General features: G+C 36.9%; 11 protein-coding genes, 4 tRNA genes and 1 other RNA gene. 6 read left to right on the forward strand and 10 right to left on the reverse strand.

The features are described 5' to 3' along the window. The first annotated feature begins 50 nt into the window (after nucleotides 1-50). The 3 genes from F938_RS07325 to F938_RS07335 all read left to right on the forward strand — a co-directional run bounded on the left by F938_RS07325 (nucleotide 51) and on the right by F938_RS07335 (nucleotide 1,076). A tRNA-Cys gene (locus tag F938_RS07325) sits at nucleotides 51-124 on the forward strand. Between the two features lie 10 nt (nucleotides 125-134). Then, nucleotides 135-220: transfer RNA gene (locus F938_RS07330), tRNA-Leu, on the forward strand. 124 nt (nucleotides 221-344) lie between these two features. Next, nucleotides 345-1,076 (forward strand): hypothetical protein, encoded by a 732-nt coding sequence (locus tag F938_RS07335; RefSeq protein WP_004828320.1) that lies wholly within the window; start codon nucleotides 345-347, stop codon nucleotides 1,074-1,076. Nucleotides 1,077-1,135: 59 nt separating this feature from the next. Here the strand turns inward: F938_RS07335 and F938_RS07340 are convergent, their stop codons facing one another. Beyond that, entirely contained in the window at nucleotides 1,136-2,902 is a 1,767-nt protein-coding gene (locus F938_RS07340; protein ID WP_005030718.1) for an alkaline phosphatase D family protein, read from the reverse strand. Between the two features lie 217 nt (nucleotides 2,903-3,119). On the opposite strand from F938_RS07340, the gene F938_RS07345 reads away from it, so the two are divergent. Together F938_RS07345 and F938_RS07350 are read left to right on the forward strand one after the other, a co-directional pair. Then, a tRNA-Leu gene (locus F938_RS07345) sits at nucleotides 3,120-3,205 on the forward strand. Between the two features lie 207 nt (nucleotides 3,206-3,412). After that, nucleotides 3,413-4,369: an RDD family protein gene (locus F938_RS07350; protein ID WP_005030723.1), complete on the forward strand. Its 957-nt coding sequence runs from the start codon at nucleotides 3,413-3,415 to the stop codon at nucleotides 4,367-4,369. A 79-nt stretch (nucleotides 4,370-4,448) separates the two neighbouring features. Here F938_RS07350 and F938_RS07355 read toward each other — a convergent pair. The 4 genes from F938_RS07355 to coaD all read right to left on the reverse strand — a co-directional run bounded on the left by F938_RS07355 (nucleotide 4,449) and on the right by coaD (nucleotide 5,750). Beyond that, nucleotides 4,449-4,525, reverse strand: a tRNA-Met gene (locus F938_RS07355). Nucleotides 4,526-4,589: 64 nt separating this feature from the next. Next, nucleotides 4,590-4,967: RNase P RNA component class A (gene rnpB, locus F938_RS23445), an RNA gene on the reverse strand. Between the two features lie 20 nt (nucleotides 4,968-4,987). Continuing rightward, entirely contained in the window at nucleotides 4,988-5,257 is a 270-nt protein-coding gene (locus tag F938_RS07360) for a YfhL family 4Fe-4S dicluster ferredoxin (protein WP_004828314.1), read from the reverse strand. Nucleotide 5,258: 1 nt separating this feature from the next. After that, on the reverse strand, nucleotides 5,259-5,750 hold the full coding sequence (gene coaD, locus F938_RS07365; protein WP_004828311.1) for a pantetheine-phosphate adenylyltransferase: 492 nt from the start codon (nucleotides 5,748-5,750) through the stop codon (nucleotides 5,259-5,261). A 160-nt stretch (nucleotides 5,751-5,910) separates the two neighbouring features. Here coaD and smpB point away from each other — a divergent pair, with 160 nt between their 5' ends. Beyond that, entirely contained in the window at nucleotides 5,911-6,387 is a 477-nt protein-coding gene (gene smpB, locus F938_RS07370) for an SsrA-binding protein SmpB (protein WP_004828309.1), read from the forward strand. A 41-nt stretch (nucleotides 6,388-6,428) separates the two neighbouring features. Here the strand turns inward: smpB and F938_RS07375 are convergent, their stop codons facing one another. From F938_RS07375 to rluD, 5 genes are all read right to left on the reverse strand, one after another. Next, nucleotides 6,429-7,745 carry a hypothetical protein gene (locus tag F938_RS07375; RefSeq protein WP_005030725.1) on the reverse strand — a complete coding sequence of 439 codons (1,317 nt, stop codon included), beginning with the start codon at nucleotides 7,743-7,745 and terminating at the stop codon, nucleotides 6,429-6,431. Nucleotides 7,746-8,113: 368 nt separating this feature from the next. Beyond that, nucleotides 8,114-9,646, reverse strand: a complete 1,533-nt coding sequence (locus F938_RS07380) for a hypothetical protein (protein ID WP_005030726.1) — start codon at nucleotides 9,644-9,646, stop codon at nucleotides 8,114-8,116. 159 nt (nucleotides 9,647-9,805) lie between these two features. Next, on the reverse strand, nucleotides 9,806-10,357 hold the full coding sequence (locus F938_RS07385; RefSeq protein WP_004828290.1) for a flavodoxin family protein: 552 nt from the start codon (nucleotides 10,355-10,357) through the stop codon (nucleotides 9,806-9,808). Between the two features lie 125 nt (nucleotides 10,358-10,482). Continuing rightward, on the reverse strand, nucleotides 10,483-11,226 hold the full coding sequence (gene pgeF, locus F938_RS07390; protein ID WP_005030727.1) for a peptidoglycan editing factor PgeF: 744 nt from the start codon (nucleotides 11,224-11,226) through the stop codon (nucleotides 10,483-10,485). Nucleotides 11,227-11,262: 36 nt separating this feature from the next. Continuing rightward, nucleotides 11,263-12,315: a 23S rRNA pseudouridine(1911/1915/1917) synthase RluD gene (rluD, locus tag F938_RS07395; protein WP_005030728.1), complete on the reverse strand. Its 1,053-nt coding sequence runs from the start codon at nucleotides 12,313-12,315 to the stop codon at nucleotides 11,263-11,265. Between the last annotated feature and the right edge of the window lie 3 nt (nucleotides 12,316-12,318).

Raw genomic sequence — 12,318 nt, forward strand, 5'->3', positions numbered from 1 at the left:
TAGTATTGTTTTTTTTTCAAAGGTTGCTAATATGTGCATCACCAAGACATGGCGGGGTGGCAGAGTGGTCATGCAGCGGACTGCAACTCCGTGTACGCCGGTTCGATTCCGACCTCCGCCTCCAATCTTGTAAAGCCCGAGTGGTGAAATCGGTAGACACAGGGGATTTAAAATCCCCCGCCCACAAAGCGTGCCAGTTCGAGTCTGGCCTCGGGCACCATTTTAATCAACATTAAAATGGTGTAATAAAAAACCCAGCGATAAGCTGGTTTTTTTATGTCTAAAATTTTATATTAGCTTTTTATGTTAATCTCTAAATTGCAGTTTAAATAAGTGAAGCCTATATGATTCAAAACAAGCAAGTTTCCTTCTATTTAAATCAGTTACAACAACAATATCCAAAAGCATTTAAATACAATTTTTTATTTTATAGCCAAATTAAAACCAAAGGGCTTTTAGATGAAGCCAAGGAATTTATTCCTTGGATTTTATCAATCATGATTTTTTGCAGTATTTACTTCAGCTTAGGTCATTATATTTCAATTCATTTTGTTCAATTTGATGCTTTTCAAGCCAATGCCATCGCAGCCTTGGCGGTTATGTTATTTTTTATGTTGATTGTTCCCATTATTATCAACCAAATCAAACACAGCTCTACCCATCTTTATCAGCAACTCAACAATACGCCATTTAAACTTGCCGCATTGATTATTCTACAAGCACTGAACCTATATTTTATTGAAAGTACACTTTTACAAGGTTTGCTATTTTTCTTTGCAATGAGCTTTGGTTTTGTGAAGTTCTATAAAGAAAATCTATTTCGAGACAGCACCAAAGATACTGAATTTTATCAATTACAACAAATTCGGAGAACTTGCTTTTGGGCGTATAAGCAAGCCAAAAAAGCCAGATTTAAAATGAGATTTTATAATAAAAATTCGGAGCAATATCAGTTTCAACAGCAGCAACTTACTCAATACTTAGAATTGCATTTACAGTTATTAAAGTATGAAAATGAAATGTGCAAAACATATAAATATGAAGATTTAGATGCCTATATGGACAGCATGATGTAATTTATTTTCATAAAAAACCGAGTCAATATGATGAACTCGGTTTTTTTATGCTTGAAAATTTATGCGCTTTTTTGAATGCTTTTCACATCAATCAAATTGTTATTTAACACCACTTGATGCCCACGAGTAGCATCCACAGTATATGTATTTTCCTTAATGGTACTCACAAAAATCCAATCTGCTTGAACTTGTTGCGCGGTAAAACTCACTTTTAAATAACCACGCTGATTTAAGTTGGTATAATTCAATTCATCAATCAGTGTGGTAAACGCCATTTCAAATTGCTGTAACTGCGCTAAAGGAATACTGAGGTACTTTTCCATTCCGGGTGAAGACACAGAGCTAGTTGCCAATTCAACCCCAACAAAATCACCTGTTTGTGTATGCAAGTCCGCAGACCAAGCATTATGTGTATCCCCTGCTAAAACAACGACTTTCTTATTCAGTGCTTTTAGAGTTCCATATAAAATTTCACGCTCAGCATAGTATCCATCCCACGCATCGAGGTTATATGGAGCTACCGTCGTCACACGTGCTTTTTCTGTGGCTGTTAAGGATGGATCGCCCGCTTTTAGACGAAGTTTTAAGGTCACTAATTCAGTAATCTGTTGATTCATTTTTACCAATGTCTCCGGAGTAACATTACCACTGGTAATTGCAGCCAACGAAAGCAGTAATTCAGCTGGAATTAGCATTTTTGCCATCAAGACTTGCTGACCCAATACATTCCATGTCGCTGTAGATTGTGCCAGTTTTTTCTGTAACCAGTCTCGTTGTGTATACCCCATCAACGTACGGGAAGTACTGATCAAATCTGCCTGAAACTTGGCAATATCCAACCCAGAAGCCGTCATATAATCCGCATAATCCAGTTGCTTATCACGTGCCAAGATACGTGTATCCAACATCGTCAATTGCACCAATGAACCAAAGTCAAATTGTCGATAAATATTCAAATGATCTGTTTGATTCACAGGTCGAATTGGCATCCATTCAAAATACGCCTGTAATGCCGCTAACTTGCGATCAGAAAAGCTCCCTTCATTGGGTTGATGGTTTTCAGCACCCGCTTTCCATGCATCATTGGCTAACTCATGATCATCCCAAATCACAATAAACGGATGACGTGCATGTGCAGCTTGTAAATCAGTATCCTTATGATAAAGCGCATAACGTTTGCGATAGTCGTCCAATTTGATAATTTCTTTATCATTGTCCGCAGGAAGCGTACGTCCTAATTTAGCCGCATCTTCAGTTGCATAGCCATCTTTGCCATATTCATAAATATAATCACCAAGATGGATAATCGCATCGACATCTTGTTTTGCCATTTCTCGATAAACATAGAAATATCCCGCTGGATAATTCGAACACGAACATACTGCAAATTGAACAGCATTGGTCGTTTCTGGTAATGTTTTGGTACGACCGACGGGTGAAATCACTGAACCGAATTTAAAACGATAATAATAAGTTTGCCCAGACTTCAACTTATCAGCATCAACTTTAACCGTAAAATCTTGTGCTTGTGTTGTTTGTACTTTCCCTGTGTTGATGATTTGTACAAATTTTTCGTCTGTCGCAATTTCCCAAACAACTTCAATACGTAAAGTAGTATCTTGGGGAGTTACACGTGTCCATAAAATCACACGGTCCTTAAGCGGATCACCACTCGCCACCCCATGTAAAAATTCAACTTTAGTGGCTGACGTTGTTGAATCATTATTGTCGCTACCACAAGCTGTCAAAGAAACTGGTATAGATAGTGCCCCAAAACTGGCTAATGACTTTTGAATAAGTTCACGGCGTGAAATTGAGCTTGGCATTGAAATCGATTTCCTCTAAGTTTTTTTATCTCATCACTTTAATCAGGAAATATTTCACTTTAATCTCAAGTTAATGAAAAATTCATGACAATAAAATCAATATATTGGCTTAAAACGCTTTATTTTCAGCCATAAACATCCGAGTTGATTGAAAAGAAAGCAAATCGTGCTAAATACGCTTGCCAAGAGAAAAACTGTCCTTTATTATTGCGCACATGCCCGAGTGGTGAAATCGGTAGACACAGGGGATTTAAAATCCCCCGCCCACAAAGCGTGCCAGTTCGAGTCTGGCCTCGGGCACCATTTTAAATTGATATTAAAATGGTGCAATTAAAGAACCCAGCAACTGCTGGTTTTTTTATGCCAAAAATTTAATCTCTTTAAATCATTAAATTTAAAATTAACATCTATTTCAAAATATCAAATACATCATTTTTAATATCTCACTTAAATATTTGATGATATTGATATTTACTTAATACATTCATAAATTCAATTTAATTAAAAACTATGACTGAAATTCAAAATCCAGTAAAAACGATTGCTCCAATATTTCCTCGATTTTTTGCATTTATCATCGACTGTTTGATTGTCGGTGTTGCATGTTTGGTAATGGGGAAAGTGCTATATCCCTATTTTGAAAACTCTCCATTTATTTTTCAATGTCTTGGCACTTTGCTATGTTTGTTTTATTTCTCTGCTTTTAACAGTTCGATTGGAGATGGTAAAACGATTGGAAAAATACTCTGTAAAATTCGTGTAAAAGACTTTACCGGTGCTTCAATTTCACCAACCCACGCTTTAATTCGATCAAGCATTTTCATTATTCCATTTTGCTTTATCGGTTATTTACAATCCTTTGCACATCCGCCCCTTTCACTTATTTTAATCATCGCCTTTTTTCAAAGTATTGTTTTTGCATGTTTCTACTTGGCAGTTTTTAATGGAAACAGCCAACAATCCCTTCATGATGTACTGACACGTACACAAATTCTCAGAAATACACAATCCAATATGCCTCATCAGGCAATATGGAAAGTGCATTATTACATTCTCACTTTGATCACAATGATCATTTTTTCAATCAATGTCTGGCATTATGTTCAAAATCAAAATTCAACAACTCATGATTTGACTTCAATCTCTGATGATATTCAAAATATTCAGATCGAAAATCGTTATACTTTTATTGGCGAAACTGAATCAACAAATCAAGTTCTCATTTTAAATATTAGTCAACCTGCTTATCTTGATCAGGTTGATACTGCTGAAACATTAATTCAAAGGCTTCAACAAGACAGCAATATTTTAGCCCAATATAAAATCAATCAAGTGCAATTTAATTTTTCCTATCAATTCGGTCTAGCAAAATTATCAAAAGCAACCATTTATGATTATAAAAAGACTGCCACAACGACTCAGCTCACCCATATCGGTGAGAATACATCCGTGAAGCTTGGTTTTTAAAAGAGCATTTAAATGGTTTTAATATGCATGATTGAAAGATAAAAAAAGACCACGTTTTTGGAAACGTGGTCTATAAAAATGGTGGCTATGACGGGACTTGAACCTGTGACCCCCGCATTATGAGTGCGGTGCTCTAACCAACTGAGCTACATAGCCTAAAACTGTGCGCGCATTATCTGCTGTAACTCACGTTACGTCAAGTAATAATTGCAATAAAATTCATTGAAGTGAGCCGATAAGCCGGGTTCTGTCTAGAACGATCATTCCTCTAGGCGCACAATCACTCATACGCTCAAGCGACCTACCCGGATCCAGCATGGGCCATGCCTATAGGATCCCTATTTGGTCTTGCTTCCGGTGGGGTTTACCATGCCATGAACTGTTACCAGTCATGCGGTGCGCTCTTACCGCACCCTTTCACCCTTACCTTCCATTTCTCCGAAAAGAAACGTTATTGAAGGCGGTCTACTCTCTGCTGCACTTTCCGTCGGTTTACACCGCCCAGGCGTTACCTGGCACCTTGCCCGATGAAGCCCGGACTTTCCTCCCCTGCTTCAATCACGGAGATCTCCACAGCAGCGATCGTCTGGCTCACTTCGGGGCGTATGCTAACAAATTTTACTGGGAATTGCTTGCGCTTTTTTGAGCAATTAAACTTTTATACTTCTCCATCAAGTCTTCTTGGCTTTCTACATGATTTGGATCAAGAGGAATACAATCTACTGGACAGAAAAGTGCACACTGCGGCTCATCAAAATGCCCCACACATTCTGTACAGAGGTTTGGATGGATTTCATAAATCTCCTCCCCCATAAAAATGGCTTCATTTGGGCATACCGGTTCACATACATCACAATTGATGCATTCATCAGTGATTATTAAAGACACATTACCAACCTTGTTGATGTTTACGGTGAAAAGCTTCGACCACACATTGTGGCACAAATTTAGCGACATCACCTTTTAATCGCGCAATTTCCCGAACCATCGTTGAAGAAATAAATGAAAATTGCTCTGAAGGTGTTAAAAATACTGTTTCAAAATCATGATCCAATTGACGGTTCATATTGGCAAGCTGAAATTCATATTCAAAATCTGACACAGCTCTTAATCCACGTAAAACAGCAGTCGCATTTTGCTCACGGGCAAAATTTACCAATAAGCCATCAAAGCCAACAAACTCAACATTAGGTAGATGTTTGAGTGATATTTTCGCTAACTCTACACGCTCTTCTAAACTGAATACTGGATTTTTATGATGTCCAATCGCAATTGCAACGACGACTTCATCAAACATCCGTGAAGCGCGGGCAACCAAATCCACATGGCCATTGGTAATTGGATCAAAAGTTCCTGGATAGATGACACGAGTTTTAGACATCCATTTGTACTCAAGTTTGTTATGTAGGGCTATAGTTTAACAAAAACTTAAATCTTAGCGAATAACCTCTGCACATTTAGCCTTTGCTTTAATTGTGAAATGACTTCACCTCAAGCCAAGTTTAAGGCAGAATAAGGCTATTCTTGGAATTATTTGTATTATGTCGAAAAATATTGTCGTAAAAAAAAATAATGGCGGGACGATTGCACAAAATAAACGTGCGCGTCACGATTATTTTATTGAAGAAAAATTTGAAGCTGGGCTTTCGTTGCAAGGCTGGGAAGTAAAGTCATTACGTGCTGGACGTATGACCATTACAGAAAGCTATATTACCTTTAAAAATAATGAAGCGTTTCTGTTCGGCGCTCAGATTCAACCTTTGTTATCTGCATCAACACATGTGGTACCTGAAGCAACACGTACGCGCAAGCTACTGCTTTCCCGTCGTGAATTAGAAAAGTTAATGGGCGCAGTCAATCAAAAGGGCTATACGTGTGTACCATTGGCATGTTACTGGAAAGGTCACTTAGCAAAACTAGAGATTGCTTTAGTAAAAGGTAAACAGTTGCATGACAAACGTGCTACGGAAAAAGACCGTGATTGGCAACGAGACAAAGCTCGAATTATGCACAAATAAGAATAACCTCCGAATGGAGGTTTTTCTTTTAGAAAGAATACTTAACAGAACTTTAATGAACCATAGCAGTTAGGTGCAAAATCTTGGTTTTTAAGCTGTAAATCTTGCAATGGGAAATTGACTGATGTATTCGGTAAATTAATATTACCAATTTCTAATGAGCTGCCCAATAAACAATCTAAAGCTTGGCAGGATGGTACAGCTGTCGTCGCTAATGCATTACTTAATGGACCAACGACTTGCTTAAGTACATCATTGGTAATATCGATCCCTTTAGATGGAGTCACATTCCCAATATCAACAGCATCCTCAAATGCCATCCACCAACCTCTTTGAGCGGTCACCTCAGCATTTGGCCACCATACATTTTGACTTTGCAATGATAAAGAAAATGGATTATTTAAAGGAATTTTATGGATATAGCCCAAACTTTCACTGATCGATAGATTTGCTGTTAACCCTGTAATATCACCATTAACCTGTTTCTCTAAATTTAATGTGCCCAATAAAGGAACTTTTACACCCGCTTTTAATCGCCCACCAAAGTTTAAACGGTCAATATAAGCTTTGCCTGTTAAGTTCACACTACTTTGTCGCATCCCATTAATTGTTGCTGAATCAACTTGAATGGGTGCTGTAGTACTTTGCAAAGTTAAATTATAATCTGTTGAAGATAAGGGCAATCGCCCACAAAAAAATAGTACACAAACATCTACATTTCCAGTGATTGGCATTTGAGTATCGGTATAACTCATACCTCGACTATTTGTATAACCTAAACCTGTCGTCGCTTTTGTCTTTAAAAAACCACTAAGTGAATTAATACCATTCGGAGTTTCTGAATTTTCAGTTCCTGCGGTTAACATCCCTAAAACCTTTTCAGCACTTAAACGTAAACCCACGACTTCTCTTGTTGACGCTGCATCAGGGTTCTTTATTGCGAACTCTAAAAAAGGATTGGTTAATTTGGCACTTGAACCAGCTCTTCCCTCACGGGTATCTGCTAAACCAGATAAGCTGAGGTTATCAATATCAATATCACAGCCACCTGCACCATTGATACCGCCACATCCTAGTTGTAATTTTTTTATGTTGGCATTCAGCTCAAGTTCAGCTTCCATCCCAAGCTTATAAAAGCCAACCCCCTGCCCTTGCATTTTATTGGCAGCATCATTTGGAGCAATATAACCAAGACTCATCAATGCTTGACCTTGAACTTTTGAAAGCTCAGTATCATTTAACTCGACCAAACCCTTCGATTGAGGCAAATTAGCAAAACTATCAATCGAAATAAAAAATCCACCACAAATTAAAATCATCTTACTGATTTTAATTAACTTTCCTACAACAACTTCCATATCACCTGCTCAGATTTTTATTATTGGTCAAAAATATAGGAAAATGATCAATAACAAAATAGCCGATCAGGACAAATATTTTGTCTAATTTAACAATAGTCTTTTTCACCTAAATAAGATAATGGTTTTTAATATTTTTTATATAAGTTTATTTTGTTAATTTATTTAAATAACAATGAAATACATATTTTATTTTGGATAATTTTTTATCAACCTATCAAGTATTTTATAAAAAATCATTACAGAGTTTGTATTCCTGAAATGAAAACTTTCCTAGTTGTGGAATGATGAATAATTTTATTGGGAGATCAAAAGAGGTTAAGTTTGCAACAAAGTCTCTTAAATAGCATTTTGTCGTTAAAAGGAATTTAACAGAATTTCAATGAGCCATAACAGTTTGCTACAACATTTTGATTTGTTAGTTTTTGATTAGTCAGAACCAATTTAGCAGGATTATTTTCTGTATAACTTCTCAGGTCTACATTTAATTTCTGTGTTATTGGTTGATTGGTTAAAGCCTGCCAAGCTTGTCCAATATTTAAATAGGGATAATTTTCTCTTTTATTTAAATATTGTGAAACTAAAGTCGCGACTTGAGGTAAAACTGCCCCAATATCAACTTGATTACTCACATTGAGTTTACCTAGTTGTACTGGATCTGCGAAAGACATCCACCATCCTTTTTGCGCAACATCGGTATTTCTTCCCATTTGTTGCAAATTGTTTTTAGCTTTATCTATGTCTGCAATAGTTGCACCTGGCCACAATAAAGCCTCACTTTGTACAGACAAATAACCGCCTGTACCAGTTAACGGAATATTATGAATCATACTTAAAGATTGCATGAAATCGATAGACATGTTTATATTCTGAATATTTGAACCATTCGCCATTTTAAAAGTTGCTACAGGTACTAGCGCCTTGACAATTGGACATAATGATAAAATTCCAGCACTTTCACAACTCAAATTAACTTTTAAGGCATCATTTATAAACATCGATTCTGGGTATCTTGAAGTTCCATCAGATGCAATAGGAATAGTAGCGATAGTTGTACGAATATCTTTAACATTTGCTATGGTATTTCTCACTCCATTAATTGTAAAAGGATTAATATCAAAAGAAGTACTAACACTCGGAATTGTTATCCCCGTAGTTCCATTGTTAAAAGGATTACTCGTAAAATTTACATTTACTAGCCCACTAATATTTGCAACCCCAGTCAAAGTTTGATCACTAGCATTTTTCCCGAAAATAATAGGTTTTGTGCTTGCAGTTCCACTTGTTTTAGCGATTTGCATAAATCCACTTAATCTTTGAATTCCATCAGTTTGTGAAGCTGTAGATAAATTATCTAATCCCGCTGTTAACAAAGCATTAATTTTTTCTGCACTAAATCGTATTCCTTTCACTTCTCTTATAGATGAGCTATTAGGATTACTAATTGCAAACTCTAAAAAAGGGTTAGTTATCTTTCCACTTGTCGAGGGGCGCCCAGTTAAATAAACTGGATTCCCATTGCTATCATAAGTATTAGGCAATCCACTCAATGATAAATTTTTAATGTCTATATCACAGGCACCAGCACCATTGACTCCACCACAACCAAGCTGAAGGTTTCTGATATTTGCATTAAGTTCCAACTCTGCTTCTAAACCTAATTTATAAAATCCTATATTATTTGAAGTAATATTCCTCATTGGGTTGGTTGCATCAGTTGGTGCTAAATATGAAAGACTCATCAAAGCTTGCCCTTTCACTTCAGACAACTCTGAGTCATTTAACTGAATTAAAGATGTGATTTTTTCATTTTCGGCAAAACAATTCATTGATAAAACTATTGCACTTGAGATTAAAACTATTCTTGTCCTTTGAATTGTTTTTTGAGCATTGATATCCATATCATCCACACATGTTTTTATTTTTCTAATCAAACATAGTGCAATGAAGCATAAAAATATTAGCTTACTACGACAAATCACTTAGCATTTTGCGACAATGATCGCATTAATTTAAACAAAAAATAAATATTAGACGTTTTACCTAATTTTCTAGTTAGATTACCTAAATTTATTTAATAATAGTGCAAGATACTCACCAAACCACAAGGCTGTTTGTAAATCACCAGATGGCGGTGTTAAGTCAACAGGTGCATTGTCTGATTGCGTCATTAAACCCAAATAACCCGCCATACGGTTTAAATCTGTGGGCTTGATTCCTGTTGGCATTAAAGGCAAACCAGACCAAAGCATGCCATGTTGCATCGCAAAGATATTAATCTGCTGTAATACGGATAATTTGTCTCCGCTTAAACCACCTGAGTTAGTAAATGCGGCAGCGAGCTTCCCTTGCCAATCACGATTTTTCCAACGCTTAGAGGTTGAGTCCATAAACATTTTAAATGGACCTGTTACACTGCCCATATAAGTAGGTGAACCAAATACAATTGCATCGGCTTGGTCCAAAATATCCCAATCTATATGCTCAATATCCATTTTATGGACAGTCACTCCAACCTTCTCGATGCCCTGCGCAATATAGCTCGCGACTTTAGCAGTATGACCAAAAGGGCTATGATAAACAATCGCGATAGATTTAGCAGATAAAGACATATCAATTGAAAACAAACAAATTTAGTCAAGTTTAACATCAATTCATTTTTAAACAATTCTTGTGAAGTGTTAAAAGTACTTTTACTCAATCTATAAAATTTCGAGCAATATCTCAAAATATAGTTTTAGTTCTGCATAAATACAAAAGTTGCCATACGACCTGTTTTAGGGCGACGGCGGTAGGAGTAAAAGTCCTCAGACTGACGATAAGTACACTGATCACCACCCGTGACAATTTTAACACCCTGCTGTTTAAGGATATAACGTGCAATCGCATACAAGTCTGCATAGTATTTACCGTCTTGTTCACCCTCATTAAAAGCTGTTTCCAATTCAGCATATTGAGTACAAAAAGCAGTTTTTACTTCCTGACCAATTTCAAAACAAGATTGACTAATTGCAGCCCCTAGCCATGCCCATGCTGGTTGAGATGTCATTTCTGAAATGGTATTTTCAATAATTCCACCTGCTAAACCTCTCCAACCTGCATGTAAATTAGCAACTTCAGTACCATCTGCATTTCCCAAAACCACAGGTAAACAATCCGCAGTCATCATCATCAAGGCATGACCTTGTGTTTGCGTTACCAACCCATCCCCCACTAAGGCATTAAATGTAATTTCTTCATTGATGGTGTGACAAATCGTACTATGTGTTTGTGTCATCCATGTAATCTTGTTGACACCATGTACAGCGAACTCATCCAATAAAATCATCCGATGTTGCTGTACACGCCGTGGATCATCATTCACATGCAACGCTAAATTGAAACCTCCAAACTCTTGCTGTACAGATGGTAAAGCCATTGGATGTTGTATATGTGTTTGACCAACATATACGCCTAGAGGTAATCCCTGAACAAATTGCATGTAACTCTCCACTAACCATCAATTATTTTAAATAAATTAATACGCTTTATTTTCAGAACGCAAAACTTCAACCAAGTTGGTAAAATCTTCAGGCCAAGGCGCTTCAAATATCATTTCCTCTTGAGTACGTGGATGAATAAGTCCTAATTTAGATGCATGTAGAGCTTGACGTTTAAAGTTACGCAAAGTGCTACTTAACTTTTCCGAAGCCCCAGCAGGTACTTTAACGCGACTCACATAAACAGGATCACCAACCAATGGATAACCAATATAAGTAAAGTGAATACGAATCTGATGTGTACGTCCCGTCTCTAATTGCGCCTGTACACGAGTAAAATGCTGAAAACGTTCCTTAACATTATAATGCGTCACAGCATCACGACCGCCAGGTAAAATCGCCATTTTGACACGATCAACAGGATGTCGTTTGATCGGTTCATCAATGGTTCCACCAGCTATGATATGACCATAACAAACTAAGTCATAAACACGATAGACTGATTTTTTAGCCAATTGTTTACTTAACGAAAATTGTGCTTCTAAGTTTTTAGCAACAACCAATAAGCCACTGGTATCTTTATCGATACGATGTACTAAACCTGCGCGGGATAATTCCGAAGATTTAGGATAATGGTAGAGTAAAGCATTGACCAATGTACCATTCGGATTACCCGCGCCAGGATGTACAACCATACCCACAGGTTTATTGATCACCATAATATCGTCATCTTCATAAACGATATTTAAAGCAATATTCTCAGGCTGCGCAGTTGTTTGAGTTTCGAGTTCAACATTGAGACTTAACTGTTCATTGCCTTCACATTTATACTTAGGCTTGACCGTGTTACCATTTACCAACAAATGACCGTCTTTCATCCACTGCTTAAGTTTTTCACGAGAAAACTCGCTCCAAACAAGTGCAGCAACTTGGTCGATACGTTGCCCTAAATAGCTTTCATCCAGTTGAAATTGCAACGATAAACGTGTTGCAGTTGGCGCAGAATTATGATTATCTGCATCCTCAGAATCTTCAAGTAAATTGAAATCATTTTCTGAGAAATTAGAATTAGAAGAGTGTGCTGAAGTCATTTG

Origin of the sequence: Acinetobacter bereziniae LMG 1003 = CIP 70.12, assembly GCF_000368925.1 — a bacterium.
Taxonomy (GTDB): Bacteria; Pseudomonadota; Gammaproteobacteria; order Pseudomonadales; family Moraxellaceae; genus Acinetobacter; species Acinetobacter bereziniae.

Coding starts and splice junctions, on each gene's coding strand:
- F938_RS07385 (WP_004828290.1), bottom strand. CDS start 10,357: ATGTCTTTATCTGCTAAATCTATCGCGATTGTTTATCATAGCCCTTTT.
- F938_RS07350 (WP_005030723.1), top strand. CDS start 3,413: ATGACTGAAATTCAAAATCCAGTAAAAACGATTGCTCCAATATTTCCT.
- rluD (WP_005030728.1), bottom strand. CDS start 12,315: ATGACTTCAGCACACTCTTCTAATTCTAATTTCTCAGAAAATGATTTC.
- smpB (WP_004828309.1), top strand. CDS start 5,911: ATGTCGAAAAATATTGTCGTAAAAAAAAATAATGGCGGGACGATTGCA.
- F938_RS07380 (WP_005030726.1), bottom strand. CDS start 9,646: ATGGATATCAATGCTCAAAAAACAATTCAAAGGACAAGAATAGTTTTA.
- F938_RS07375 (WP_005030725.1), bottom strand. CDS start 7,745: ATGGAAGTTGTTGTAGGAAAGTTAATTAAAATCAGTAAGATGATTTTA.
- F938_RS07335 (WP_004828320.1), top strand. CDS start 345: ATGATTCAAAACAAGCAAGTTTCCTTCTATTTAAATCAGTTACAACAA.
- coaD (WP_004828311.1), bottom strand. CDS start 5,750: ATGTCTAAAACTCGTGTCATCTATCCAGGAACTTTTGATCCAATTACC.
- F938_RS07340 (WP_005030718.1), bottom strand. CDS start 2,902: ATGCCAAGCTCAATTTCACGCCGTGAACTTATTCAAAAGTCATTAGCC.
- pgeF (WP_005030727.1), bottom strand. CDS start 11,226: ATGCAATTTGTTCAGGGATTACCTCTAGGCGTATATGTTGGTCAAACA.